This window comes from Hippea maritima DSM 10411 (assembly GCF_000194135.1).
In the GTDB taxonomy this organism is placed as follows: domain Bacteria; phylum Campylobacterota_A; class Desulfurellia; order Desulfurellales; family Hippeaceae; genus Hippea; species Hippea maritima.
Genome location: NC_015318.1, coordinates 885335 through 908338, shown reverse-complemented (window position 1 = coordinate 908338; position 23004 = coordinate 885335). Strand labels below are relative to the sequence as shown.

General features: G+C 36.2%; 23 protein-coding genes, 1 tRNA gene and 2 pseudogenes. 21 read left to right on the top strand and 5 right to left on the bottom strand.

The window, feature by feature from the left end; translation table 11 throughout:
• The first annotated feature begins 55 nt into the window (after positions 1-55).
• Positions 56-382 (top strand): hypothetical protein, encoded by a 327-nt coding sequence (locus tag HIPMA_RS04740; RefSeq protein ID WP_013681928.1) that lies wholly within the window; start codon positions 56-58, stop codon positions 380-382.
• Positions 383-481: 99 nt separating this feature from the next.
• On the opposite strand, the gene HIPMA_RS04735 is transcribed toward HIPMA_RS04740, so the two are convergent.
• The gene (locus tag HIPMA_RS04735; protein ID WP_013681927.1) at positions 482-1096 is read right to left on the bottom strand and encodes a GGDEF domain-containing protein; all 615 of its coding nucleotides are present in this window, start codon (positions 1094-1096) and stop codon (positions 482-484) included.
• 353 nt (positions 1097-1449) lie between these two features.
• On the opposite strand from HIPMA_RS04735, the pseudogene HIPMA_RS04730 reads away from it, so the two are divergent.
• Positions 1450-1692 (top strand): annotated as a pseudogene (locus tag HIPMA_RS04730) (DUF4277 domain-containing protein); the annotation flags it as partial.
• A gap of 46 nt (positions 1693-1738) precedes the next feature.
• Here the strand turns inward: HIPMA_RS04730 and HIPMA_RS04725 are convergent.
• Positions 1739-2956 (bottom strand): IS256 family transposase, encoded by a 1218-nt coding sequence (locus HIPMA_RS04725; protein ID WP_013681926.1) that lies wholly within the window; start codon positions 2954-2956, stop codon positions 1739-1741.
• Positions 2957-3060: 104 nt separating this feature from the next.
• On the opposite strand from HIPMA_RS04725, the pseudogene HIPMA_RS04720 reads away from it, so the two are divergent.
• The 8 genes and pseudogenes from HIPMA_RS04720 to HIPMA_RS04680 all read left to right on the top strand — a co-directional run.
• Positions 3061-4584, top strand: a pseudogene (locus tag HIPMA_RS04720) (IS1634 family transposase); the annotation flags it as partial.
• Between the two features lie 217 nt (positions 4585-4801).
• The gene (locus HIPMA_RS04715) at positions 4802-5830 is read left to right on the top strand and encodes a hypothetical protein (RefSeq protein ID WP_013681925.1); all 1029 of its coding nucleotides are present in this window, start codon (positions 4802-4804) and stop codon (positions 5828-5830) included.
• A 65-nt stretch (positions 5831-5895) separates the two neighbouring features.
• Positions 5896-6258, top strand: coding sequence for a roadblock/LC7 domain-containing protein (locus HIPMA_RS04710; protein WP_013681924.1), 363 nt, complete (start codon positions 5896-5898; stop codon positions 6256-6258).
• Between the two features lie 9 nt (positions 6259-6267).
• Positions 6268-7167, top strand: coding sequence for a DMT family transporter (locus HIPMA_RS09400; RefSeq protein WP_013681923.1), 900 nt, complete (start codon positions 6268-6270; stop codon positions 7165-7167).
• The gene (locus HIPMA_RS04695) at positions 7142-8191 is read left to right on the top strand and encodes an MlaE family ABC transporter permease (protein WP_013681922.1); all 1050 of its coding nucleotides are present in this window, start codon (positions 7142-7144) and stop codon (positions 8189-8191) included. The genes HIPMA_RS09400 and HIPMA_RS04695 overlap by 26 nt, the downstream gene beginning before the upstream one ends.
• The gene (locus HIPMA_RS04690; RefSeq protein ID WP_013681921.1) at positions 8176-8943 is read left to right on the top strand and encodes an ABC transporter ATP-binding protein; all 768 of its coding nucleotides are present in this window, start codon (positions 8176-8178) and stop codon (positions 8941-8943) included. The genes HIPMA_RS04695 and HIPMA_RS04690 overlap by 16 nt, the downstream gene beginning before the upstream one ends.
• Positions 8928-9803 (top strand): MlaD family protein, encoded by an 876-nt coding sequence (locus HIPMA_RS04685; protein ID WP_013681920.1) that lies wholly within the window; start codon positions 8928-8930, stop codon positions 9801-9803. The genes HIPMA_RS04690 and HIPMA_RS04685 overlap by 16 nt, the downstream gene beginning before the upstream one ends.
• On the top strand, positions 9800-10363 hold the full coding sequence (locus tag HIPMA_RS04680) for an ABC-type transport auxiliary lipoprotein family protein (RefSeq protein ID WP_013681919.1): 564 nt from the start codon (positions 9800-9802) through the stop codon (positions 10361-10363). The genes HIPMA_RS04685 and HIPMA_RS04680 overlap by 4 nt, the downstream gene beginning before the upstream one ends.
• 34 nt (positions 10364-10397) lie before the next feature.
• Here the strand turns inward: HIPMA_RS04680 and HIPMA_RS04675 are convergent, their stop codons facing one another.
• The 3 genes from HIPMA_RS04675 to HIPMA_RS04665 are packed head-to-tail and all read right to left on the bottom strand — an operon-like array spanning position 10398 to position 14158.
• Positions 10398-12068, bottom strand: coding sequence for a methyl-accepting chemotaxis protein (locus HIPMA_RS04675; RefSeq protein WP_013681918.1), 1671 nt, complete (start codon positions 12066-12068; stop codon positions 10398-10400).
• Positions 12069-12090: 22 nt separating this feature from the next.
• On the bottom strand, positions 12091-13281 hold the full coding sequence (locus HIPMA_RS04670) for an L-serine ammonia-lyase, iron-sulfur-dependent, subunit alpha (RefSeq protein WP_013681917.1): 1191 nt from the start codon (positions 13279-13281) through the stop codon (positions 12091-12093).
• Positions 13282-13285: 4 nt separating this feature from the next.
• Entirely contained in the window at positions 13286-14158 is an 873-nt protein-coding gene (locus tag HIPMA_RS04665; protein WP_013681916.1) for a VIT1/CCC1 transporter family protein, read from the bottom strand.
• 91 nt (positions 14159-14249) lie between these two features.
• On the opposite strand from HIPMA_RS04665, the gene HIPMA_RS04660 reads away from it, so the two are divergent.
• The 11 genes from HIPMA_RS04660 (at position 14250) to HIPMA_RS04610 (ending at position 22999) form a co-directional block, all read left to right on the top strand.
• Complete coding sequence (locus HIPMA_RS04660; protein ID WP_013681915.1) at positions 14250-14726, top strand: GIY-YIG nuclease family protein; 477 nt, start codon at positions 14250-14252, stop codon at positions 14724-14726.
• 226 nt (positions 14727-14952) lie between these two features.
• Positions 14953-15141: a hypothetical protein gene (locus tag HIPMA_RS04655; protein ID WP_218915342.1), complete on the top strand. Its 189-nt coding sequence runs from the start codon at positions 14953-14955 to the stop codon at positions 15139-15141.
• The gene (hemW, locus tag HIPMA_RS04650; protein ID WP_013681913.1) at positions 15134-16231 is read left to right on the top strand and encodes a radical SAM family heme chaperone HemW; all 1098 of its coding nucleotides are present in this window, start codon (positions 15134-15136) and stop codon (positions 16229-16231) included. Before HIPMA_RS04655 ends, hemW begins: the two co-directional genes overlap by 8 nt.
• A gap of 40 nt (positions 16232-16271) precedes the next feature.
• Positions 16272-16360 (top strand) — tRNA-Leu (locus HIPMA_RS04645).
• A 28-nt stretch (positions 16361-16388) separates the two neighbouring features.
• A complete protein-coding gene (gene metK / locus HIPMA_RS04640) occupies positions 16389-17549 on the top strand; it encodes a methionine adenosyltransferase (protein ID WP_013681912.1) in 1161 nt (386 codons plus the stop codon).
• A 1-nt stretch (position 17550) separates the two neighbouring features.
• Positions 17551-18807: an adenosylhomocysteinase gene (gene ahcY, locus HIPMA_RS04635; protein WP_013681911.1), complete on the top strand. Its 1257-nt coding sequence runs from the start codon at positions 17551-17553 to the stop codon at positions 18805-18807.
• Between the two features lie 21 nt (positions 18808-18828).
• Positions 18829-19851, top strand: a complete 1023-nt coding sequence (locus tag HIPMA_RS04630) for an Mrp/NBP35 family ATP-binding protein (RefSeq protein WP_013681910.1) — start codon at positions 18829-18831, stop codon at positions 19849-19851.
• 10 nt (positions 19852-19861) lie between these two features.
• Positions 19862-20530, top strand: a complete 669-nt coding sequence (locus tag HIPMA_RS04625; RefSeq protein WP_013681909.1) for a TIGR00153 family protein — start codon at positions 19862-19864, stop codon at positions 20528-20530.
• Positions 20527-21774 (top strand): inorganic phosphate transporter, encoded by a 1248-nt coding sequence (locus tag HIPMA_RS04620; RefSeq protein ID WP_013681908.1) that lies wholly within the window; start codon positions 20527-20529, stop codon positions 21772-21774. The genes HIPMA_RS04625 and HIPMA_RS04620 overlap by 4 nt, the downstream gene beginning before the upstream one ends.
• On the top strand, positions 21775-22698 hold the full coding sequence (locus HIPMA_RS04615) for a Ppx/GppA phosphatase family protein (protein ID WP_013681907.1): 924 nt from the start codon (positions 21775-21777) through the stop codon (positions 22696-22698).
• Positions 22691-22999, top strand: coding sequence for a hypothetical protein (locus HIPMA_RS04610; RefSeq protein ID WP_013681906.1), 309 nt, complete (start codon positions 22691-22693; stop codon positions 22997-22999). The genes HIPMA_RS04615 and HIPMA_RS04610 overlap by 8 nt, the downstream gene beginning before the upstream one ends.
• The last annotated feature ends 5 nt before the right edge of the window (positions 23000-23004 follow it).

Below are 23004 nucleotides of genomic sequence, written 5' to 3'. Positions count from 1 at the left end.
GTTGGTGGGTTTATTTATGCCTTTATGTTAGAAAAAGTAAAAAAGAGGAGGTTTTATGGGTGCAAAGTTGACTAAAAGGATTGGCGGTTTTTCGGTAGCTATTTTGACTGCAGGTTTATTGTCTTTGTCTGCAAATGCTGCTTCTACAACTACTGCTTCAGCACAGGTCAATCATAATAAGTTTCAGGTAGTAAAACAAAAGATTCTTCATAGAACAGATATTAAAATTAAAAGAACTGAGACTCATTTGAAGAAGTTAGAGGGTTATAAGGTTTGCGTTGAGAAAGCTAATAATTTCAAGGAATTGAACGAATGTAAAATAAAATTCGGTTTCTATCAACACCATCATAATCATAAAAAACCCAACAAGCCTAAAAAGTAGTATTTATTTCAAGGCCGCTTTTTGCGGCCTTTTTTGTTGATGCGATGATTATCAACATCTGTTTATATTGGGGGGTTAAATGTAGTTTTTTATGTTTGTTTATCTTTTTAAAAAGTCTTCAAGCTTATGTGATTCTGCGTTTTCTGGTTTCATGAGCTTAATGGATTCCCGAATTTTCTTCAGTTTATCATTTCTTTTGTCTGAATACTTTTCTTTATACATTGATTCATCAGCTGAGGCAAACAGTTTCTCTGAGTCTTTGAATTTACCATTCTGGATGGCATATCCAATAGAAACACTCAAATAAGAGTGACTTTCCTTTTTATTTTCTTCATCTAACCTTTCTTTAATTCTTAAGATGCACCTTTTTACGCCTTCTTCTGTTGTGTTTACCATTAATAAGACAAACTCATCACCTCCGATTCTTGCGATAAGGTCAACGGCACGAACGGATGATTTTAGTGTCTCAGCAACTTTCTTTATAAGCCAATCACCCCATGTATGCCCTAATATATCGTTAACCATTTTTAATCCGTTTATATCAAAAATTACTAAAGCTAACGGGTAGCTACGCCTATCAAATAATCTTTTTAGCTCTTCTTTGAAGAATCTTCTATTATAAAGTCCTGTTAAATCATCATGTAGACTTATATACTCAATCTCTTTTTCTTTGAGGTACTTATAGGTTATATCTTTAATAGATATTACTATCATAGGTTCATTATTTATGTTCTCAACTGTTGCGGTAATCTCTATCCATTTTTTATTGTTTCTAAAAGTATCTATTTCCAGAACACACCCTGTGCAATTTGTTTCCTTTCTCTTTATTCCTTCTATATATTTAATTATTTCTGATTTTGAATTCCCATCCAGAAACAGATCGCTAAGTTTTTCAATGTTAAACTTACTAGTCTCAAATATTTTATTTATATTACCCCCCTTTCCGCACCCAAACCTCTATTTTATTTGACCAAACCCAAATGCACAGAGTAAAAGAATGAAAAGGGTCTTAGAATAAACGGAACAGAAAATGCTTACATCTCCCTCTAAAAAGAGGGGGTATTTAAATGTTACAACAAAAAGCAGTTATCAAGAACATGGATCACTTAGGACTAATAGCTGGTATGATAGACGAACTAAAGATAGCAGAAACCATAGATGATGAAATACTATCATCAAGCAAATCAAAGAACCTAAGCTATGGCGAAGCAACAAAGGCAATGATCCTTAACGGTCTTGGTTATGTCAACAAGCAACTCTACCTAACTCCTCTCTTCTTCAAAGACAAACCACTAAAGAGATTATTCGGAGACATCCCCTAATTTTTGTGTCTCTCTCATCATACCAAATCCCTCCTCACTCTTCAACTCCCTTCCCAAACTTAGCAACAAACATCTGATTCAGTTCATATCTTTTAGCCTTAATCAGAGGATTAACATTCCAGGTTTTGTGTAATTTATCTGTTGCAATGAAAAGGGCAACATTTAGGATATCCATGGACTGGAAGAACCCTCCTTTCTTTAGCCTTTGTTTTTCAAAGGATGAATGTACAGATTCAACAGTGTTTGTTGAATTGATGTACTTTCTTATTACCTCAGGGTACTTTAAGAAGGCAAGGAGTTCTTCTTTTCTTGAGTCTAAATATTTGGTGTAGGTCTTGTATTGGTCTTTGAATCTGTCAATTATCTCTGTTTTGAAAATCTCTATCCCTTTTTCAAAGGTATCACAGGAGTATTTAATCTCCTTGAGCTTTTTGTTCACATATGAGGCATCCTCCTTTTTCATATGCTTGTATACGTTTCTTGATGCATGAACTGTGCATTTCTGAATATCCGAGTAAGGAAAGAAGGCTCTTATTGCCTCTGAGATTCCGTTGAAATCATCACAGATGAACATTAAGACCCTTTTCATTCCCCTGTTGATTAAATCCTGGAATACTTCCATCCAGGTGGATCTGTTCTCACTACCAAAGAATGAGTAATATCCAAGGAGTGTTTTTTGAGCATTTGTGTCTATCCCTACAACAGTGTAAACGACAGCTCTCTTTACCCTTTTATCCTTTTCATCCTTTACCATACAGTGATAGGCGTATATGTATAGAAAATAGTAGTTTTCCTGAAGTTCTTTGGATTTAAATTCAAGCATCTGTGTCTTTATGTATTCAAATATCTCATCGTATGCTTTTTCACTAAAATCCAGTCCTCTCAATTTCATCTTGTGCACGATTTCCTGTTTTGAGTCTCCATTGATTAGGAAGGAGAAGATTAAATCCTCAAAGCTTTCATCATACCTTTGATATTTGGGAGGGAGAAGATGAGAGCGGAAGTTTCCGCTCCTTGTTCTTGGGACATCCAAATTCAGTTTACCAAGGCCTGTGTTTAGGCTCCTTTTGTAGGTTCCATTGCCTTTGTCTTCTGGGTTCTCAAGTAAGTACTCGTATCTTTCCTTACCCATTATCTCAATAAGTAGTCCTTCCATTAGGGTGGCCAGTTTATTCTTTCCGTATTCATCCAACTCCTTTACTACATCCATATCCATGTTTGAGATTATCTCCTTAAGCATCTTTCTGTTCATCTCTTAAAGCTCCTCCATACTTAGCCTAATTTCAGAGTTCATTAGAACAGTTCATTAAACCCCACTCCATTTTAGTAGGTTTGTGGGGGAGACACAAAAATATTTTAAGTCCCTTATTCGGAAGGGATGTTGACTTCTCTTGGTTCAACGATGATGCACTTGGTAGAACATTAGATAAGCTCTTTGAATACGGCGTAAGTGAACTGTATGAAAAGATAGCAAGCAGGGCACTCAAAATACTGAACCTTACACCCTCTACCATACACTTAGACAGCACAAGCTTTCATCTTGACGGTAAGTATCCAAACCAAAAGACGAAAGAAGAAAAAGAAAAAGAAAAAGGAAAAGTAAAAGAAAGAAATGGAAAAGAAGAAAAGGGAAATAACAGTGAAGGAAAATGGGGAAAAGGAGGAAAAGAAGAAGAGTATGAGCCAACCCCAGTCTTTATCACCCAGGGATACAGCAGAGACCACCATCCAGAGCTCAATCAGGTGGTTTTAAATCTTATAGTAGAACACAAAGCAGGCATTCCCATATGGATGAAGCCTGCAGATGGTAATAAAATAGATACACAGGCATTTGCCAATATAGTAAAGGAGCATATTAACTCTTTAAAGAATGCTAATAATACAAAGACAAAGGTGATAGCCGATGCAGCCCTCTTTAGTTCTAAAACAATGGAAGAGTTTAAGAAAAACAACATGCTTTTCATCTCAAGGGTTCCATCGAAACTAAAACAGGCAAAAGAGATACTCAAAAACCACAATGAAGAGGAATTTATTCAGCTTGATGAGAACTATCAGGCTATCCAGTACACAGTAGATTATGAAGGAATGAAACAACAGTGGGTTTTATACAAAAGCAGTTATGCTAAATCAAGAGGGGACAAAACGATAAAGAAAGAGTATCAAGAAAAAGAAAAACAGGAAACAAAACTCATTGAGAAATTACAAAAGAGAGCATTTTTCTGTGAAGCTGATGCAAGAAAAGCATTTGAAGAAAAAACAAAGAAGTTAGAATGCATAATGATATCAGAGGCTAAACTCATATCAAAGCCCAAATACAAAACAAGAGGACGACCAAAACCAAATGCTAAACCAGACCACTATGAATACTACTGGATTATAGAGACCAAGCCAAATGAAGAATACCTAAAACAAAAACAGAACCAAAAGAGTGGCCTTTTTATCCTTGCAACCAATGATATGACACTGTCTGCCAAGGAACTGCTTGATGAGTATAAATCTCAACAGAGAATAGAAAGGGGCTTTAGGTTCTTAAAATCACCAGAGTTTTTAAGCGATGCCATGTTTCTAAAGAACCCAAAACGCATTGAAGCAATGCTTATGATAATGACACTCTCTTTGCTTGTCTATTCTGCCTTGGAATACAGAATAAGAAGTGAGCTTAAAAATCAAAACAAATCCTTTCCCAATCAACTTGGCAAACCCATTCAGAATCCCACTGCAAGATGGGTGTTTGAGAACTTCTTTGCTATACATCTACTCTTACTTAATGGGCAAGAGCAGATTGTTGGGTTGGAAAACAAGCATAGGCTGATATTGGAGCTATTGGGTAGTAATTATATGGGATTTTATGGTATAAACGGAGAAAGAGGTGCGGAATGAGGGATAATTAGTGTTGTTAGTGTAATATAGATAACAGTTATAATAAGTCCAAACTTTAAAATTTCTATCTTTCTTTTTTTCATGCATATATTTAAATAAAAAGAGACGAAAAAGTAAAGAGGAAAAAGTTGAATAGATATAATAAAGCACTTGTTCATTTCTAAATAATTTCATATAAATTAACTTAAACTATATTTAGATGTATAGGGGGTGTGTTATGAGTGAAAAGGACAGGCAGGAAAGACTTAAAAAGCTTGATGGTGCTCATCTTTTATGGGCCAGCACCATGGGGGCTACTTTTGATTTAGGTATTATGAGTAAGGCTATGCTTGTTCCTTCAATGAAGACAGCAACTCAAAGACTTATAAGGCATAAGATGCAAATGGGTAGTTTCCCGTTCATAGACGGCAAGGAGCTAAACTCCCAATTATATAAAGAACTTTTCGATGATTTAAATAAATTCATGTTTTTTGCTGATGGATATGACGTTGAGGGGGATGATAAAAGGATTGTTTTTAAGGTTCATAAAGATAAATGTATGTATTGCCCAACAAGTGTAGGTGGAGCTTTGCTTAGAACAACAATTTGCCCCTATCCTGTTTTATTTGGTGTCTATCTGGATATGATTATAAAAAACGGCTTTATATATAAGAGCGTTAATATGGTAAAACAAGACGATGGTTCGTATATGAAAAGAGAGGATGAGTATGATATTATCGAGTTTAAGCTTGAGGATGACGATGATTTCTTTAATATTGTCAACATATTGGAAGAAGGTGTAAATAAAATAGAAAAAGCATTCCAATCCGCAATAGAGAACAAAGAGATATCAGAAGAACAGTTGTGGGATAGAAATTATATCGAAGTTCCAGGCACTAATCCGCGAAAGTATACTACAAAATTTACAGATTTTGCTAAAAAGTATATTCAGCCGATAGAGGATGAAATTTTGAGCAAGCATAAAAAATTTGTATTTGTTGTCTTGGTAGATGATAATGGTTATCTGCCATCACATAATTCAAAATATGATAAACCACTAACGAGTGATTATAAAAAAGATTTGTTAGGTAACCGCTCTATGAGGATTTTTAACGATTTTACGGGTATAACAGCAGCAAGAAATACCAGAAAGTATATACTGCAACCCTACCCGCGCGATGTTGGTGTTTTAATGTTTGATATTTCCTCTGAAATTAAGCTAAATGGAAAACACTGGGGTGCTTTGAGAATAGGCTTTAAGCTGTAAAAATTATCTTGATAAAACATAAAATTTGTGTATTTTAAAAAGAGCTAAGTAAGGGAGGTATATCAATGAAGGAAGAGCTTATAAACAAAACTCTCCAAGAGTTGGTTGGTTCAACTCAAAGTATAGAGGGTGCTGCATTGGTTACATCAGATGGACTTATGATAAGCAGCTATTTACCAGGAGATATGGATGAGGATAGGGTTTCTGCAATGAGTGCAGCCTTGCTGTCATTGTCTGAAAGGGCTGTTGAGGAGTTGGAAAAAGGTGTACCTCAGCAGGTTACAATAAGAGGCGATAAAGGCTATATAGTGATAACCTCAGCAGGAGAAGAGGCTGTTTTGATGGTTATTACAGATGATAAGGTCAAATTGGGCCTGTTGTATATGGAGATAAAGACAGCAGCACAAAAGATAAAATCGGCTTTCTAATTCTTTTTGATGAAATACCGCACTTACCTTCTTTTAGTTGTTGCTACGGCTTTTTGGGGTGTTGGTTTTCCCATTGCTAAAATCGGGGTGGAATATATCCACCCTTTTAGCTTTGCCTTTTTAAGATTCTCTTTGGTTTTTGTTTTATTTGTTCTGTTTTTTAAGCTCTCTTTGTATAACTTAGCAGAAAAACTCTTTTTAAACTTTAAACTTTTATTCTTAATGGCTTTAACAGGTATTTTTTTATACGGCATTTTTTTTCTTTTTGCCTTAAAATTTGCCAAAGCTTCAGATGTTTCTCTTATTTCTGGTGCCAATCCAATAATAACAGCTATAATAGCGTGGATTGTTTTGAAGGAGAGACTAACCCCTCTTGGCGTATTAGGTATATGCGTGTCTTTTGTTGGCATAGCCTTCATAGTTTCAAAGGGCGATCTAAAAACTATAACAACCTTAAATTTTAATTTAGGTGATTTTCTTATGCTTCTTGCCACGACTATGTGGGCAGTATATTCTGTCATAACAAAAAAGGCATTGAGGGGGTTATCCACAACAGAAGCTGTGTGTCTAAGCTCTCTTTTGGGGGCTTTAATATTTCTTCCCCTTGCTGTTTTTAAGGGTAATCTGCATTTAACTTATCCTTTTAAAGCTTGGGCAAGTCTTATGTATATGGTTTTGTTTTCTACGATAATTGCCTTTAGCGCATGGTATAATGGCATAAAAGAAATAGGTGCAACTAAGGCCAGCGTTTTTGTAAATCTCGTACCGGTTTTTGGTGTTATTACCTCCGTTGTTGTACTTGGTGAGAGTTTGTCTTTCTATGAGGTTATTGGTGGCCTTTTTGTTATAGTTGGAGTTGTTATGACAAATAAGAGGGTTAGTGGTGAACATAGACTGCAAAAACAATAGATTATTGGTTAGTGGTGAGCTAACATTTAATAACCTCTCTAAACTTATAACTAAAATTAATGAGTGTAAACCAGCCATTATAGATGTTAGAGGTGCATCAAAACTTGATACAAGCTCTTTGGTGTATCTTGCCTCGTTAAATATAAAGCTCTTGTTAAATAAAAATGACCAAAGTCTTTTAAATATAGTCCTACAACATATACCAGAAAAGAAAAAAAAGAAAGACAGTAGAGGTTTTTTGTATAGTTTAGGATATGCTTTTGTTGAAAGGCTCAAGGAACTTTATGTTTTTATGTCTTTTTTAGGGGAAGTGTTTGTAGGTTTTATAGGGTTTATTTTAAACCCAAAACGGTTTAGATTAAAGTCTACTTTAAAAGACGTTGAACTTATGGGCTTCAATGCTATTCCTATTTTGACCACTATATCTTTTTTGATAGGAGCTGTTATAGCCTACCACGGTTCTGTGAGGTTAAAGCAATTCGGAGCCAACATATTTGTTGTTGATCTTGTAAGTATATCTGTTTTAAGAGAGCTTGGGCCCTTAATTGTTGCAATACTGCTTGCAGGTAGGAGTTCAAGTTCCTATACAGCTCAAATAGGCATAATGAAGGTTACAGAAGAGGTTGATGTGATAAAGACCATGGGGGTAAATCCTTACGATATTTTGGTTTTCCCAAAAATAGTGTCTATGCTCGTTTGTGTGCCTCTTTTAATAGTGCTTGCTGATGTTATGGGTGTATTGGGTGGAATGGTTGTTGCCCATCTTTCTTTGAATATAACTGTAAGAGATTTTATTCTTAGGCTTCACCAAGCTATAGGTATTAAGACTTTCGTCTCGGGTATTTTAAAAGCGCCGGCATTTGCCTTTTTGATTGCTACTATAGGGGCATTTAAGGGGTTTCAAACAAAAAAGAATGTTGAAAGTATAGGTAAAAGCGTTACTGTAAGTGTTGTAGATAGTATATTTGGTGTTATCATTGCCGATGCTATATTTTCGGTGTTGTTTAGATGGATGGGAATATAATAGAGGTTAACGATTTAACCGTTAGGTTTGGAGATAGAATTGTCTTAGATAAAGTCTCAATCAGTGTAAAGAAAAGTGATATATATGCAATTATAGGTAAAAGTGGATCTGGTAAGACCACGTTGATGCGTGCTATTCTTATGTTGGAGCATTCTGAGGGTAAAATAAATGTGTTCGGAGTTGATATAAATAAAGCTGATGAAAAAAAGCGCAACCAGATTAAGAGATCCTACGGTGTTATGTTTCAGGCTGCAAGTTTATTTACCTCGTTAACCATAGGTGAGAATGTAGCTGTGCCTCTTAAGGAGAATTCCAATCTTCCAGATAATCTAATAGAGGATATAGTCAGGTTTAAACTTTCTCTTGTTGGCTTGGATGACTTCGTTTACGACTTATACCCATATGAACTTTCAGGTGGTATGAGAAAAAAGGCAGCTCTCGCTAGAGCTTTGGCTTTGGATCCTAAAGTTATTTTTTTGGATGAGCCAACGAGTGGTCTCGATCCTGCAAGCGCTGATGATTTTGATCAGACAATAAAGAGACTCAATGAGTTGCTTGGTATAACTGTTATTATGATTACCCACGATCTGGATAGTTTTTTTGGTATAACTACGAGAGCATGTGTTATAAAAGATAAAAGAATATTAGCTGAGGGTGAGCCTGTAAATATAAAAAGTATTGACGATGAATGGATTAAGAAGATATTCTTTGGGCAAAGAGGAAGGAAATTTGAGTTATGGAACCAAAAGTAAATTATGCTTTAGTTGGTATATTTGTCATAATTTTTAGTATTATTGGTATAGGTATTGTCTTATGGCTTATTGGTGGTTCTAACTACACCAATTACAAAAGATATATCGTTTATACAAACTCAAACATATCTGGATTGCATGTAGATTCTGATGTTAAATATAAAGGTTTATCTGTTGGTAAAGTAGAAGATATCTTAATAGATCAGAGACATCCAGACTTTTTTAAGATTATAATTCTTATAGAGAGAAATCTTCCTCTTAAGGCCAATATGGCTGCACGGATTTCATCCAATGGCCTTACTGGTATTTCTTATATTAATCTTATTTATACAAATAATCCTCCAAAGTTGCCTGGCTACCTTAAAAATGAACCCTACCCTGTTATAGGCTCAATTCCTTCCAATATAGAGGAGATCTCAAGTGTGATTATGGAAACTGCAGACTCCTTGAAGAGTATATCCAATAAAATCAACGTATTGCTGGATAACTCAACAGAAAACAACATAAAGCATTTTATCAAGAACTCGAATGACGCTGCAGCTCAGCTTGCTTTAGCGGCCAACCATCTAAACCAAACCTTATCTGAGGTTGACAGATTAGTCTCATTACTTACCTTGGATACAAAACAGATTGCAGTTCTTCTAAGCAAATTTGATGCACTGAGTAGCTCTGTTAGTGAACTTATAGGAAACTCAAATAAAACACTTAACTATTTTAGAGATACATCACTTCAAAAAAGCTATGAAGTATTAATAAAAATAAAATCACTTCTTACAAGTACCAAGGAATTTGTGGATGAGCTTAAATACAATCCATCCCTGTTGATAGATAGAAGAAAAGAGGGGAAACAGGCAAAATGAAAAGGTTAATTTTAATTGTTTTTCTGTTTTTGGTGGGCTGCAGCTTTCATAAATTGCCTCCTTTGAGGGAATATACATTAAACCTGAAACCGATTGCCTTCAAGCTGGATAGGAAAGTAAGAAAAACCATAGTTGTATCCGATGTTGATTGTGGAGCACCGTTTGATAGCACCTTTATTTTTTTCAAAAAAGGTAAATTTGAGTTTGACAGATACGGCAATGTGCGCTGGATTAAGCCTGTTTGCCTTATGTATAAAACATCGATTGAGCATGTCTTAAACAAAACGCACCTGTTTGTAAGTGGTGATATTTTAAGGCCAAATTACAGGTTGAGCTATGTGATTTACGACTTTGAGCCGTTGTTCTTAGCAAACAGAACATACGCAATCTGCAACATCGAGTTCAGGCTCAAAGATGAGAATAACGGCAAGATCTATATCCACGCATTTAGCAAAAGTATAAAAATAAACGGTAATTCCTTTGATGATGTTATATCATCCTTAAATGACCTGTTTAACTTGTCTTTGTCTGATCTAATAAACTGGATTGAAAAAATATAATCCCCCTCTGCTTTGAGGGGGATTACGCTAAGGTTTATACCTTGAACCTTCTTACTAAGTCTGTGAGTCTTTCTGAGCTTGATTTTAGCTGCTCGGAGAGGTTTGCAATCTGCTCTGCCACTGTTGAGTTGTCCTTGGCTGCCTGTCTTATCTCCTGAGCCTGAACATTGATCTCTGCTACGGTTGATGATAGCTCCTCTGTTGCTGCGCTGGTTGCGTTGATCTCCTCAACCGTCTTGGATATCTGTTCAACCATAGCTTTTATGTTGTTTTCATCCTCCAAGGCCTTTTCCCTTTCATTGAGTATGCCCTCTTCTGCTTTTTTGGTCATCTCTATAGATGTTTGAGCATCCTTCTGCATTCTTATTATCATATCCCTGATTTCCTCAGTTGCCCTTTGGGTTTTTTCTGCCAGCTTTCTTACCTCATCAGCAACAACGGCAAAGCCTCTACCCGCTTCACCTGCACGGGCAGCCTCAATGGCGGCATTCAAAGCCAATAGATTTGTTTGATCAGCAATCTCATTTATGACATTAACAATCTGCCCTATCTGTTTTGATGATTCGCCAACAGTGTTGATCTGCTCCATTGCCTTTCTTGCCAGTTTTGCATTCTCGTTCATCCTTTTGACTCTTTCTTCAATATCCTTGAGCATCTGCTGATTTATCTGACTGACGGTTTCAGCCTGCATATTGATACCCTCTGTGGACTGTGCAACATTGTGCACCGCCTCGCTCATATCGTTTACAGCCTGTGTCATCTCCTCTAAGTTTCTTGTTGTTTCTTCCACTGTTGATGCCATCTCTATGGCGGATGAGGCCGTTGTTTCGCTGTTTTTCATTACATCTTCTGCCGATAGACGCACATCCTTGACGAGTTGATGAATAGAATCTAAGAAATTATTAAGTTTGTTTGCGAGGTTTTCAAACTCATCATGAGTTTCAACCTTTACCCTCTTTGTTAGATCACCTTCACCGGTTTCTAAGTCTTCAAGTTCTTTGGCCATAAGATTTATAGGTCTAACTAAAGTATTTGCCAGTGCTATTCCACTAAATATAACTATAAGCAATGCTACAAAGGCAACGCCCGATGCTGCTACAACAGATGACATAACTTCTTTTTGAACTTTTTTCTTATAAGCCAAAGCTTCCTTTAACACATCATCTAAATAAATACCAGAGCCTATAATCAAATTTATTTTTGGAATTGTATAAATAAAAGTCATTTTTGGTGCAATACCACCGCCAGGTTTTACCCACCAGTAGTGGACAAAGCCTTCACCCTTGGTCTTTGAAATTTCTATCATTTTTTTAAATAGGTATTCACCTTTTTTGTCTTTTAAATTATAGACATTGCTTCCATTTAACTGTGGTTTAGGTGGATCGAGCACCATTAATCCTTTTCTGTTTATTACAAATAAATAATTCCCATTATCATATCTTATCTTGTTTAAATCGTCGTATATTTCAAGTTCTACATCTTTTGGATCTTTTCCGTTTTGGATTTCTTTGGCGTATTTTGATGATATAGTTTTTACTAAGGTTTTAACCTTCTCTTTTTTTACTCTTAATAATAATTCATACATCTTATGATAGCGGTCGTTTATTTGGTGAACGTTCCACCAAACAGCGTATATTCCAAAAATGATTAAAAACATCAAAACCGACCCTACTCCATAGGCGATAAGCTTTGACTTAAATGACATACAAATCCTCCTTCAGTAAACTTTAATTTTCTTTTTTGTTTAGGATCTCAATTGTTTCCCTATCGAATAATTTAAAATAAGGATCGTATTTAAATAGATTTTCTAATGTTTGATAAAAATCCTTGCCCAAAAAACCATCTTTGAAGCCTATTATCACCCCCTTCTCTGCTAACCATATTGCTTCAAATGCCATTTTTACTGCATATAGAGCTTTGGCTGAACAACCCCTTTTTGCTCCATCACAAAAAACACCCCCCACTCCTTCAATATAGTTGAAAAACGCAGATAAAAACAGGTCAGATCTATTTTTTAAATACAATATACCTCCTATAACACCAACGGCTGCAGCATGTACTACACCACACGTTGAGGAGACAAAACCAAATTTTGAGGTTATAAGAGATGTGATAAAACATGATAGCATAACTGCCTTTGTCGTTTTTTCGTCTGATGCTTTTATTTGTTTTGCAAAATCAACAATCGGTATTGTTGCCGTTAAGCCCTTATTGCCACTTCCTGCACAGCTTGCCACTTGAATATTATCTCCACCCATTCTTGCATAAACTGCACCAAATACGCCTAAATCGTTGTCTGAATAGCGTCTTCCAAACTCTTTTGCTTTTATGTTTATATTAATAGCCTTTTTAATTTTTTCTCTTAGACTTCCATCTAAATAAAGTTCATCTATTAAGTCTGCCCATGTTTCTGGTTTGTAGTATTTCTTTTCAAATTCCACCTCTTCTTCGTCTTGAGGTTTTTTATAAAATATAACCTTGCCGTTTTTTATGATTTTAGAGATGCCTGTATGTGTTTTTGATGTTGTAATTTCGGATGTTTGGCCATTTCTTGTAGCTTTGCTTTTTATGTATAGGTATTTTTTTTCCACAACATCTATCTTTACATCTATATTACTGTTTATGGCTTTGTTTAGGGTGGCTTCATTAAGTAGTTGGAATATCTCTAATCCTTTAGATGTGTCAGATATTAAATATCCTAAAATGGCAGCCCATTTTGTACCAGTTAGGCCGTTTGAGTTTGGAATGCCAGCATTAAAGGCATTCTTAAATGTCATTCTATCTATTTCAATCTCAATATAATCTGCATCTTTAATGTAATTGCTTAGGTAGGCTGTGTTGAATGCAATCGCTGCTGGTTCTGTGCAGCCTAATGAAAATTCAACCATTTCCGATAAACGCTCCGCCAAACTTTTCATTATTTTATATCTCCACATTTAAGATTTTTCGTGCGAAATAACCTATTACAAATGATATTATGCTTACTGTAAAACTTATAAAAAACATCTCAAAAAAGCTTTTTTTGAATGGTATTTCTTTTACAACTGACATAAAAAAACTGAAAATTAGTATTACAACTGTGGCATCTATAAACATCAAGACTAAGGCATTATAAAAACTACTAAATACAAAAAACGGTACAACCAGCATTAAAACGGTGAAAAAGTAGGCAGCTGTAGTATAAAGGGCAGCCTTTAGCGGATGGTTGTGTTTGTCTGCTTTTTGTGATAAGTATTCGCTTGAGCCCATGCTTAGGGATGCTGAGATACCTGTTACAACCCCAACTATACCTATAAGTTTTGCATTTTGCAATGCTAATGATACACCAGCTAAAGCCCCTGTTAGCTCAACAATTGCATCACTTATACCCAAAACCATTGAGCTTATGTATTCGATGCGTTCTTCTTTTAGCATATCCACCAAAAGCCTCTCGTGCCTTTCTTCATCCTCGAGTACCTTTTTTGCCTCAGGTATATCGTTTACAACCTCTTTATAGCCCTCCTGGGCATCACCTTCTAAGGATTCCATCATTTTTACACAAAAAACAACGCCGAATATCTTTGCCATCAAGATAAAGAAAATAACGACTATCGAGTTAGGTTTTACCTCTTTTGATGTGTATTTTTTCCAGGTATTATAGTGATGTAGCTCATCTTCTGCTATTTTTGAAAGTATTTTCTTGTTCTTCTGGCTTACACCTTTTAGTTTTGAAAGAGCAGAATATATGGCATAGCCGTTTATTTCTTCCTTTTGAAATTTAAGCAGTTTTGAGCTAATCTCAATAGAGTTGTCCATTTCATACCCCCAGTAATAATTAATTATAAACTTATTTTGGTCTTGATTGCAAGATGAAAAGTGTGGTATAAACAAAAAGAACAGGTGGTCTATGAAAGATATAAAAAAGCCTTATGGCTGTTTTAATATTGATAGATTTAGGGGATTTTTAGCTTTAAAAGCCACATATGTTTTGATTATTTATCTTTCTAAAGATAGTGAGTTAACTGTCGGTGCTTTAGGTGAAGTTAAATTTAAAAAGGGCTACTATGCCTACGTGGGTTCTGCCTTAGGGGGTCTAAAGAAAAGGCTAAAAAGACATCTATCATCAAATAAGCAAATCAGATGGCATATAGATTATTTCTTAAGTGTTACTGCTATTATTGGTTTTGTCGCTTGGCTCTCCCCTAAAAGGTTAGAATATCCAATTGCAAAAAACCTATCCAAAAGATTAAAGCCTATACAGGGTTTTGGGAGCAGTGATTCAAGATGTAAAAGCCATCTTTTCTTTAGTATGGATAAAAACAAGCTCCTTCAGGCTGTAATAAAATCCTCAAAAGCAAAAAATATGATTCTGTTTGAGTTTTAAAAGTGTTAAGCTCTCTATATGATGAGTTTGAGGAACATGTTAAATAATTCTATTGATTTGATTTTATAGGTCTCTTTTATCATATTCACCATTTATCTTTAAAAGGCCAGCTCCCCCGTTTACTATTAATTCTACTTTTGCCTTCATCTTTGCTCCCTTTTGCTCTTTGTGTTATTATAGCGATGAAATGTTTACCTTAAAGTGCACGGGGTGTAAAGCAAAACTAATGCGTTATCGCAAAATAGGAAAAGGTAGGCTTCTTAGGTGTTACAAAGATAGAATTAAGGAAGATTATACCATTAAAGAAGGCAATAAAGTATTTTGTCCAAACTGCGGAAACCTTTTTGGAATTGATTATGGTGCCTTTATAAAGGTTAGAAAAGGGAGTTTTACACAAAAAGGTAGCTATGAATGATATTTATTTTTATTTTCATATTCCGTTTTGTTATAAAAAATGCCCGTATTGTAGTTTCGTGTCTTTTGAGAAGAGATTTAACGAAATTGATGGATATGTTGATGCAGTGATTAGAGAAATTCGTGGTTTTAATAGTGATAAAACTGTAAAGACGGTTTATTTTGGTGGTGGTACGCCATCTATTTTGAAACTCAATCAAATAGAAAGAGTCTTAAATGAAGTTTATAAGAGATTTAGATGTGATATAGATGAGATAACATTTGAAACTATACCACTTCTTAAGGGGAACTATTTAAAAGGATTGAAGAGTTTAGGTATAAACAGATTAAGTATAGGTGTTCAATCGTTCAACGATAGGAAGTTGAAAATTTTAGGGAGAATTCATAATAAAAAAGAGAGTTTATCTGCTGTTGAGAAGGCTTTGGCGGTCGGTTTTAGGAATATAAGTGTAGATTTGATTTATGGTGTAGGCGAGACATTGGATGAGCTGATGTATGATTTAGATATAACATGCAAGTTAGATATAAAACATGTATCTATTTATATGCTCTCTATTGAGGAAGGCAGTGAGTTTTTTAAGATGGGCTTTAAATCATCAAATGAAGAAGATATAGAAGAATTTTACCTTAAACTGTGTGAAGTTTTATCTAAAAACGGTTTTGAGCAATATGAAATATCAAACTTTTCCAAGAAAGGTTTTCGAAGTAAGCACAACAATGCTTATTGGCTTGGATATGATTATAAGGGCTTTGGTGTTTCTGCAAGTTCATTTTTATCAGGCAAGAGAATAAAAAACAGTTCAAATTTGTATGAATTTGTAAAAAACCCTTTGGGTAGCTATATTGTTGAAGAAGAGCTTGAAGGAATAGAGCTTGCAAAAGAGATGTTTATTTTAGGCTTAAGACTAAAGGAAGGCATTGATTTGAAGGTTTTTAAAGACAGGTATGGTGTTGATGTAGAAAGTTTATTCAAATATGAGATTGATAAGTTTATTAAATCGGGCTTTTTAAAAAAGGAAAATGGACGACTATTTTTATCATCTCCAAGAGCCATGCTTGTATCAAATGCTATTTTTAGTGAATTTATATGATTGACACGGCAGGGCTTTTTATTATAATCTCAAGCGAAGTGCCGAAGTGGCGGAATTGGCAGACGCGCTAGATTCAGGGTCTAGTGGGCTTTAACGCCCGTAGGGGTTCGACCCCCCTCTTCGGCACCATTTTTCTTTTTAGAAAGGAGCAAAAGCCATGAATAACAACGAGACTTTTCTTTTTACATCCGAGTCTGTAACAGAGGGACACCCCGATAAAGTAGCTGACCAGATTTCAGATGCTATTCTGGATGCTATAATAAAAGAGGATAAAAACTGTCGTGTTGCATGCGAAACCCTGCTTACAACAGGCATTGTTTTTGTAGCTGGTGAAATATCTACAAACACGTATGTTGAAATACCAGAAATCGTTAGAGAAACAATAAAGCAGATAGGTTATACCAATGCCGATTATGGTTTGGATTATAAATCGTGTGCCGTAGTTACGTCTATTGATAGACAATCTCCTGATATTGCAATGGGTGTTGATAGAGGCGAAAAACTTGGTGCTGGCGATCAGGGTATGATGTTTGGTTACGCTACGGATGAGACAGAAGAGTTTTTGCCTCTGACAATAGTTTTAGCTCATAAACTTTCAAAAAGGCTTGCTGATGTAAGAAAGCAGGGTCTTTTGCCGTATTTAAGACCTGACGGTAAAACACAAGTTACAATAAGGTATAACGGCTTTAATCCAGATAAGGTAACAGCCGTTGTTATGTCTGCTCAGCACGATTCGAATGTTGAACTTGAACAACTAAGAAAGGATCTTGTTCAGTATGTTATTCGCTATGTGATACCGCAAGAGCTTTGGGATCCGGATATAAAACTTTACATAAACCCAACAGGCAGGTTTGTTCTTGGTGGGCCGCATGCAGACACAGGCTTAACTGGAAGAAAGATTATTGTAGATACATATGGTGGTGTTGCTGCTCATGGTGGTGGGGCATTCTCAGGCAAAGATCCAACGAAGGTGGATAGGTCTGGTGCATATATGGCTCGTTATATAGCAAAAAATATTGTTGCTGCTGGCATTGCAAAAAGATGTGAGGTTCAGTTGGCTTATGCTATAGGCGTTGAGGAGCCTGTAAGCATAATGCTACATACATATGGAACGGGTAAATTACCCAAAGAGGAGATTAAAAAACTCATAGTAGATACATTTGATATGACTCCTAAAGGTATAATAGAATATCTTGACCTCTTAAGGCCTATTTACAAAAAAACCGCTGCTTATGGCCATTTTGGAAGAAATGATGACGATTTCACATGGGAAAAAACTGATAAAGCAGAAGAGTTAAGAAGAAAGGCAGGGTTATAAGATGGATTACGATGTAAAAGATCTCTCTTTGGCCGATGCTGGCAAAGATAGAATAGAATGGGCATTCCAGACAATGGATGTGCTCAAAAGCATACAGGAAGACTTTGAAGAGAATAAACCTTTAAAAGGTAAAACCATAGGTGCCTGCTTGCATGTTACAACAGAAACGGCTAATCTTGTTATAACCTTAAAGAAAGGCGGTGCTGATGTTTATCTGTGCGCATCAAATCCCCTATCAACGCAGGACGATGTTGCAGCTGCACTTGTGAAGCATTACGATATTCCTGTTTTTGCTATAAAGGGCGAAGATAGGGATACGTATTATAAGCATCTCAACGCCGTATTGGATAAAAAGCCCAATATAACGATGGATGATGGGGCTGATTTGGTTTCGCTTTTGCATTCCGAAAGAAAAGAGCTTATAAAAAACATTATAGGTTCCACAGAAGAAACCACAACTGGTGTTATAAGATTAAAGAGTATGGAAAAGAATGGTGTTTTGGCTTTTCCTGTTATAGCGGTTAACGATGCCAACACAAAGCACATGTTTGACAACAGATACGGCACAGGTCAATCAACTATAGATGGTATTTTGAGGGCTACAAATAGGCTTATAGCAGGAAGCGTCTTCGTTGTGTGTGGCTATGGGTGGTGCGGTAAAGGTCTTGCATCGAGGGCAAAGGGTATGGGTGCCAATGTTATAGTAACTGAAACCGATGCTTTGAGGGCACTTGAGGCTGTAATGGATGGTTTTAGGGTTATGCCCATTAAAGAGGCAGCAAAGATTGGAGACTTTTTCTGTACTGTTACAGGCGATATACATGTTATAAGAAAAGAACACTTTGAATTGATGAAAGATGGTACAATTGTTGCCAACTCAGGCCACTTTGATGTTGAGATAGATGTTAAGGGCCTAAGGGGTATAGCTGTATCTCAAAGGGATATCAGGCCATTTGTTAGGGAGTATAAGCTAAAGAATGGTAGGAGAATATATCTTTTGGCTGAGGGTAGGCTTGTTAATCTTTCAGCTGCCGAAGGCCATCCATCATCCGTTATGGATATGAGTTTTGCAAATCAGGCATTAAGTGCAAAATACTTAGTGGAACACGGCAGTGAGCTTGAGAAGAAGGTTTATAAGGTGCCAGATGAGTTGGATGCTATGATAGCTTCTCTTAAGCTAAAATCTTTAGGTGTGGAGCATGATGAGCTTACTGAGGAACAAAAGGAATATCTGTCAAGCTGGACAATAGGAACTTAATAGTTTAAAGGAGATAGAGTTATGAAGGATAGGGTTATAAATGAGCTAAGCCGGGTATTTTATCCTGGTAAAACGCATAGTATAATTAAAGAAGGTGTTTTGGATGATGTTGTTGTTGAAGGTTCAAAAGTAATTGTAAAACTTAAGTTAAACTCAGATGAGAAAGATTCCGTTGTTGAGCTTTTGAAGAAAAGCATCCCGATGTCTCTCAAAAAACTTGAGGGTATTGAAGATGTGGAGCTTGTTATAGAAAAGATTGTAGATGAAGAGAACAAGCTTTCCCATATTAAGCATGTTATTGCTACAACCTCAGGTAAAGGTGGGGTTGGTAAATCTACCGTAAGCGTGAATACAGCTTTGGCATTGGCTAAATTTGGCTATAAAGTGGGTCTTTTGGATGCTGATATCTATGGTCCTAACATACCTACAATGATGGGTATAGAGGGAACACCTATAACTATAGACCTAAAATATAAAGATAAGATTTTACCTATAGAAAAATACGGTATTAAAATCCTCTCAATAGGAAATCTGGTTCCAAAAGATGCAGCTGTTATTTGGAGGGGTGCTTTAATTCACCAGGCTATTAAGCAGTTTTTGGATGATGTTATTTGGGGCGATCTGGATTTTCTTGTGGTAGACCTCCCTCCTGGCACAGGCGATGCCCAGTTATCTTTAGCTCAACTTACAAAAGTTAGCGGTGGTATTATAGTTATAACACCCCAGAATGTGGCTATGAGTGATGCTATGAGGGCTTATGACTTTTTCAAAAGGCTCAATATACCCACAATAGGCGTTATTGAGAATATGAGCTATTTTATATGCCCACATTGTGGCGCAAGGACAGATATATTTGATCATGGCGGAGCAAAGAAATTTGCCAATGAAACAGGTTTGGACTTTTTGGGAGAGATACCTATAGATGTTGAGGTTAGAGAAGGTGGAGATAAAGGCAAGCCTATTGTAATCTCTAATCCTACTTCACCTGTAGCTAAAGCATTTGAGGATGTGGCAAGAAGTATAATAGAAAAAGCAAAAATCTAAGGGGGATTATATGGGTATATTTGATTTGTTTAGAAAGTCTCCCTTCATAGCCATTATGGAAATGATGAAAGAGGTTATGGAGTGCACCAATAGGATACCTGGGCTTTATAAGGCTTTCTTAAGTGGAGATGAGGAGGAAATAAGAAGGCTTGCAAAAGAGATTTCTGATCATGAGTATAAAACAGATACAATAAAGAATACGATCAGGCAAAGTTTACCAAAAAGTGTGTTTATGCCCGTTGCAAGAGGCGATGTTTTGCAGATTATAACATCAATGGATGCTATAGCAGATAAAACAGAGGATTTGGGAGTCTTGATGACTTTCAAAACAATTAAAGTGCCTGAAGATCTTAAGAATAAGATAAACGACTTTGTTAAAAGTGTTCTTGAGGTTGTGGAGTTATCAAAACATGTAATTGAAGAGCTTGAAACTCTAAGAGAAGCTGGTTTTGCCGGCCCAGAAGCTAAAGAAGTAGTTGAACTTTTAGATAAGATAAACGAAAAAGAACATGAAACCGATGTATTTCAGTATGATTTAACAAAAATAGTGGTAAACAGCTCAGAAGAGCTTGACTGCGCTTCGTTAATATTGTGGATGAAGATAATTGAGGCCACTGGAGATATAGCAAATGCCGCTGAAAAAATGGCAAATAGAATAAGGTTGATAATATCACAATGAGTCCGTTGTTAATTCTTTTGCTTGCTGCTGCATTCGGCTTTTACATGGCATGGAATATAGGTGCTAACGACGTTGCCAACGCTATGGGCACAAGTGTTGGCGCTCGCAGCCTGAGTTTTAAACAGGCTATAATTGTTGCAGCTATTTTTGAGTTCTCTGGAGCTATATTGGTAGGTAATCATGTTAGTTTGACTGTTGCAAAGGGTATTGTTAGCCCATTTTCCTATAGATACGATGCTATGGTGTTTGCATATGGAATGCTTGCTACACTTTTGTCTGCTGCTTTATGGGTTAATATGGCTACAAAGCTTGGAATGCCTGTATCTACTACCCACTCAATTGTAGGTGGTGTTATGGGCTTTGGCATTGTAACTCAAGGTTTTGGCTCGATCGAGTGGGGAAAGGTTATAACTATTGTTTTGAGCTGGATAGTGTCTCCAATAAGTGGCGGCATCATATCTTTCTTTATTTTTCTATTCATATCAAAAAAAATACTCTCTAATGAGAAACCTGTTATAGCGGCAAAAAGATATGCGCCATTTTTAGCTTTTATGGTCTCCATGGTTTTGGTTTTCTCCATGCTTTATAAGGGTCTTAAGAATCTACATTTAAACTTCTCCTTTGTAAACTCCCTGCTCATAGCTACGGCAGTGAGTATTGTCTTTTACGGTATAATATACAAGATAGTTTCCGGCATACCAGTGGATACCACCCTACCCTACAAAAGAAGATACCCTCAGGTTGAGCGTATATTCGCCATACTGCAGGTTATTACAGCTTCATACATGGCATTTTCCCACGGTGCTAACGATGTTGCAAATGCCGTTGGACCATTAATGGGCGCCGTTTATGCAAAGGCTTTAACAGCTCATCAACACCTATCCATGCCAATTTGGGTTTTAAGCGTTGGCGCTGTGGGTATAGTTGCTGGACTTTCTATGTATGGATATAAAGTTATTTTGGTTGTAGGTAGAAGAATTACAGATATGACACCATCAAGGGGTTTTGCTGCCGAATTTGGGGCCGCCACTACTGTTCTTGTTTGTTCTAAAATGGGGCTTCCCATATCTACAACACATACACTTGTAGGTTCTGTAATAGGTGTTGGACTTGCAAGAGGTATAGGAGCCCTGAATCTTAAGGTGTTAAAAGATATAATAGTTTCATGGCTTTTAACCTTACCTATAGCTGCTGCTCTGTCTGCTGCTATATTCCTTGTTTTAAAGGGCTTATTTTTGAGCTAAATGGTTATTGCTTCTATTGATATAGGAACAAACACTGTAAGGTTACTTATTGCAAGGAAAAAGGGTCCATGCACATTTGAGTTTCTGCTTCAAAAAAGCAGAATAGCCCGTTTAGGCGAGGGGTTCTTGCCCCAAAAAATATTAAAACCTCAAGCCATACAAAGAACACTTGAAATATTGAAGGAATATTTAAGGCTTATAGTTGATTTTAATGTTGACAAAACCGTTGCTGTTGCAACAAGTGCTACAAGAGAGGCTTTAAATAAAGATGAGCTTTTAAAGGAAGCAGAAAAACTTGGTTTAAATATTAGGGTAATAGACGGTGATGAAGAAGCTGAACTTACACATTTAGGTATAATGTATTTTCTAAATGGTAGAGTTAAGGGCAAGAGGTGGGCTGCTTTTGATTTGGGCGGGGGCAGCACTGAGTTTATGTTTTCTTGCGGTAAAAACTTAAAAGAGGCATTTAGCTTGCCCATAGGTGTTGTAAAACTCTTAGAAAAGCATATCAAAGAAGATCCACCACAAGAGGGTGAACTTGTTAAGGCTGGAGATGATTTTATTGGTATTTTGCATGAAAGGATAAAAGCAAAAGATAATATTGATTTTATTGTTGCCAATGCAGGCACCACCACTACACTCGCGGCTATAGATCTAAAACTTGTTAACTATGACTACAGAGCGGTTGAAGGGTATATACTTAAGAAATCGGTAATTGAGTCTATACTAAAAAATATGGTCAAAATGGATTCGAAGCATCGGTTAATGCGATATTCTATCTTGGAAAAAGGCAGAGAGGATGTTATAGTTGTAGGTGCGTATATTCTAAAAAGGGTGCTTGAGTTTTTTGGTAAGGATTATCTCATAGCTACAAATGGTAGTTTGAGAGAAGGTGTTATAATAAAGGAGTTTTGCAGTGGATGAGAAAAGGAGAGAGATATACAATAGTTTATTTGAGAATGGCAAGAAAATAGAGGAAGAAATTTTAAAAGATGAATTTAACCTTGCTGAGGTGGATAAGCTTTTTAGAGAAAGAAATAAGCTGTTTGATAAATTAAAGAGTCAAGAAGAACCCGAATATGACGAATTGGAACTTGCAAAAAAACTGATATATGATAATAATAGGTTAATTGATATGGTTGTTGAAAAAAAAGAAAAGCTGATGGGTAAGTTTAAATCCAAAGAAACTGAGGCAAAAAAAATATCTCAATACCTAAAAAAATAAGGGGG